This window comes from Mesorhizobium sp. M7A.F.Ca.US.005.03.2.1, assembly GCF_003997795.1.
Lineage (GTDB): Bacteria > Pseudomonadota > Alphaproteobacteria > Rhizobiales > Rhizobiaceae > Mesorhizobium > Mesorhizobium ciceri.
Genome location: NZ_RZRP01000616.1, coordinates 1 through 3846 on the forward strand (window position 1 = coordinate 1; position 3846 = coordinate 3846).

Annotated in this window: 4 protein-coding genes; all 4 read left to right on the forward strand. The window is 64.6% G+C overall.

Going from position 1 to position 3846, the window contains the following annotated elements:
• Window positions 1–948 (forward strand): argininosuccinate lyase (argH, locus tag EN991_RS26835; RefSeq protein ID WP_127369893.1); only part of this gene is annotated, 948 nt, incomplete at its 5' end.
• Between the two features lie 151 nt (window positions 949–1099).
• The gene (locus tag EN991_RS26840) at window positions 1100–1306 is read left to right on the forward strand and encodes a lipoprotein (protein WP_023811112.1); all 207 of its coding nucleotides are present in this window, start codon (window positions 1100–1102) and stop codon (window positions 1304–1306) included.
• A gap of 63 nt (window positions 1307–1369) precedes the next feature.
• Window positions 1370–2638 (forward strand): diaminopimelate decarboxylase, encoded by a 1269-nt coding sequence (gene lysA / locus EN991_RS26845; RefSeq protein ID WP_127369894.1) that lies wholly within the window; start codon window positions 1370–1372, stop codon window positions 2636–2638.
• A 39-nt stretch (window positions 2639–2677) separates the two neighbouring features.
• On the forward strand, window positions 2678–3619 hold the full coding sequence (locus tag EN991_RS26850) for a threonine/serine dehydratase (RefSeq protein WP_127369895.1): 942 nt from the start codon (window positions 2678–2680) through the stop codon (window positions 3617–3619).
• Window positions 3620–3846 lie beyond the last annotated feature (227 nt).

The window sequence follows — 3846 nt, forward strand, 5'->3', positions numbered from 1 at the left end:
CATGCGGCGACCGTGATGCCGGGCTTCACCCATATGCAGGCGGCCCAGCCGGTGACCTTCGGCCATCACTGCATGGCCTATGTCGAGATGTTTTCGCGCGACCTGTCGCGCGTGCGCGATGCCATCGAACGGATGGATGAAAGCCCGCTCGGTGCCGCCGCACTTGCCGGCACAAGCTTCCCGATCGACCGCCACCGGACCGCCAAGGGGCTCGGCTTCCGCGAGCCGATGCGCAATTCGCTCGACAGCGTCTCGGATCGCGATTTCGCGCTCGAGTTCCTCGCTCTTGCCGCGATCTGCGCCACGCATCTGTCGCGGCTGGCCGAAGAGATCATCATCTGGTCGACGCCGCAATTCGGCTTCGTCAGGCTGTCGGACTCGTTTTCCACCGGCTCGTCGATCATGCCGCAGAAGAAGAATCCCGATGCCGCCGAACTGGTGCGCGGCAAGACCGGCCGCGTCACCGGCCATCTGGTCGGCCTGCTGACGGTGATGAAGGGCATGCCTTTGACCTATGGCAAGGACATGCAGGAAGACAAGGAATCGGTATTCGACGCCGCCGAGACGCTCGACCTGATGCTGGCGGCGATGACCGGCATGGTCTCGGACATGACGGTCAACGCAGCCGCGATGAAGAAGGCCGCCGGCTCCGGCCACGCGACAGCAACCGACCTTGCCGACTGGCTGGTGCGCACGCTCGGCCTGCCGTTCCGAGAGGCGCATCATGTCACCGGCCGGGCGGTGGCGCTGGCCGAAGACAAGAAGGTGGGGCTGGAGAAGCTTTCGCTGGAGGATCTGCAGTCGATCGATCCCGGCATCACGGCCGACATATTCTCAGTGCTGGCGGTGCAGAACTCGGTCAAGAGCCGCACCAGTTTCGGCGGCACCGCGCCGTCGGAAGTGAGGAAGCAGATCCGCGCCTGGAAAAAGCGACTGGCGAAAGCGTAATGCCGGATGTTGCGCCAGCAATATCCCGGACATGCGACCAGCAATATCCGGACGTTGCGCCAGATATTGCGACGAGCAATATCTCGGGGTGCAATGCGCCGAGAACTCGGCTAAAAGCGGCGGCTGACAAACGTTTCGGACGGATGGATCGATGACCGGAAGCAGGATTTTGGTGACGCTGACGCTGCTGGTGGCGATCGCGGCCGTTTCGGCCTGCGGCAGGAGGGGCGCTCTCGACACGCCCTATGAGGCGGCCGTGCAGGCGCGCAAGGATGCCTCGAAGGCCCACCAGCCCGTGCCGCCGGAGCCGGAAAAACCGGTCAAGGACAAGAAATTCATCCTCGACCCGCTGATCTAGAGCCGACGAGAGCCGGGCCTCCAAACCGATCTCATCGCGCCCCAACTTTCCGGAACCACTCCCGTGAACCATTTCGACTACCGCGATGGCGTGCTCCATGCCGAGGACGTGGCGATACCAGATATCGCCGCACAGGTCGGCACGCCATTCTACTGCTATTCGACGGCCACCCTGACCAGGCACTACCGGGTGTTTGCCCAGTCTTTCACCGGGCTCGACACGCTGGTCTGCTACGCCATGAAGGCCAATTCCAACCAGGCCGTCCTGCGGACGCTGGCGAAGCTCGGCGCCGGCGCCGACGTGGTTTCGGAAGGTGAATTGCGCCGGGCGCTGGCCGCCGGCATTCCGCCCGGCAAGATCCTGTTTTCGGGCGTCGGCAAGACCGCGCGCGAAATGGACTTTGCCCTTGCCGCCGGCATCCTCTGCTTCAACGTCGAGTCCGAGCCTGAACTCGAGCTGTTGTCGGCGCGAGCCGTTGCCCTCGGCAAGGTGGCGTCGATCTCGCTGCGCATCAATCCCGATGTCGACGCCAGGACCCACAAGAAGATCTCCACTGGCAAGGCCGAGAACAAGTTCGGCATCCCGTGGCAGCGGGCGCGGCAGGTCTATGCCCGCGCGGCAAAGCTTCCCGGCATCAGGATCACCGGCATCGACACCCATATCGGCAGCCAGATCACCGAGCTGCAGCCCTTCGACGACGCCTTCGCCCTGCTTGTCGATCTGGTCGGCGCGCTGCGGGCGGACGGCCATGCCATCGAGCATATCGACCTCGGCGGCGGCCTCGGCATCCCCTATCGCGTCGACAACAACCCGCCGCCGCTGCCCGATGCCTATGCCCAGATCGTCAGGAAGCATGTCACCAAGCTCGGGCTGAAGGTAATGTTCGAGCCGGGCCGGCTGATCGTAGGCAATGCCGGTATCCTCGTCTCGGAAGTGATCTTCGTAAAAGAAGGCGACGCCAAGAACTTCCTCGTCGTCGACGCCGCCATGAACGATCTCATCCGGCCGACGCTCTACGATGCCTTCCACGATATCCGTCCAGTCGTGCAGCCGCCGGCGGACACGCCGCGCATGATGGTCGACGTCGTCGGCCCGGTCTGCGAGACCGGCGATTATATCGGCCTGGACCGCGATCTGCCCAGGCTGAAGGCCGGCGACCTGATTGCCGTCTCCACCGCGGGCGCCTATGGCGCGGTGCAGGCCGGTACCTACAACACCCGCTTGCTGGTTCCGGAAGTGCTGGTCGACGGCGACCGGTTCCACGTCGTGCGCCCACGCCTGACCTATGACGACCTGATCAGGCTGGATTCCGTGCCCGACTGGCTTGCATAGAAGCGCCGGAAACACACCGACCCGTCAAAGGGAGCAATCATGACGAACGGCATCACCGTCACACGCGAGCGCATTGCCGCGATGGAACCGCGCATCCGCCCCTATATCAGGCACACGCCGGTGCTGCGCGTCGACATGGCCGACTTCGATCGGCCGCCGCTGGCCGTCGACCTGAAGCTCGAATGCCTGCAGCATTCCGGCTCGTTCAAGGCGCGCGGCGCCTTCACCAACCTGCTGGAGCGTGCGGTCCCAAAGGCCGGTGTCGTCGCAGCATCGGGCGGCAACCATGGCGCGGCCGTCGCCTATGCCGCCATGCGGCTTGGCCACAAGGCGACCATCTTCGTTCCCGAAGTGAGCCCGGCAGCCAAGCTGGAACGGATCCGCTCCTATGGCGCCGAGCTGATCGTCGGCGGCGCCCGCTATGCCGAAGCGCTGGCCGCCAGCGAACGGTTCGCCGAGGAGACCGGCGCCTTGCAGATCCATGCCTTCAACCAGGAGGAAACGCTCGTCGGCCAAGGCACGCTCGGGCTCGAAATCGAGGCCGATTTGCCTCGGATCGACACGCTGCTGGTCGCTGTCGGCGGCGGCGGTCTGATCGGCGGCATCGCTGCCTGGTTCGCGGGCCGCATCCGCATCATCGCCGTCGAGCCGGAAGGAGCGCCGACGCTGCATCGCGCCTTCGAGGCCGGACACCCCGTCGATGCGCCGGCCGAGGGCATCGCCGCCGATTCACTGGCGCCAAAGCGCGTCGGCGAAATGATGTTCCCGATCGCCGAGGCCTATGTCGAACGCTCGATCCTGGTCGGCGACGACGACATCGTCGCCGCGCAGAAGGCGCTGTGGAACCGAACCCGCATCATCTCCGAGCCGGGAGGTGCGGCCGCCTTTGCCGCGATCCTGTCGGGCCGCTATGCGCCGGCACAGGGCGAACGGGTCGCCGTGCTGGTCTGCGGGGCGAATGCGGATCCCACTACCTTCTAAAGGGCCTGCTGCCTTCTAAAGCGATGCAGGATGGAACTATAACGGTCCACTTCACGTTTTTTCGAACCGCCTCGCCTTTGCCGTGTTTGCTGGTATTCTTTGAGTCGTGAGGCGTCGGGCTATCTGCCCGCTCCACAGCATGATCCCGAAACATGGAATCCCTTTCGGAACAGATCATGCTCAAAGGGATAGGGCCGCATCCCGGTTTCGGGATGCGGCCCTATCCC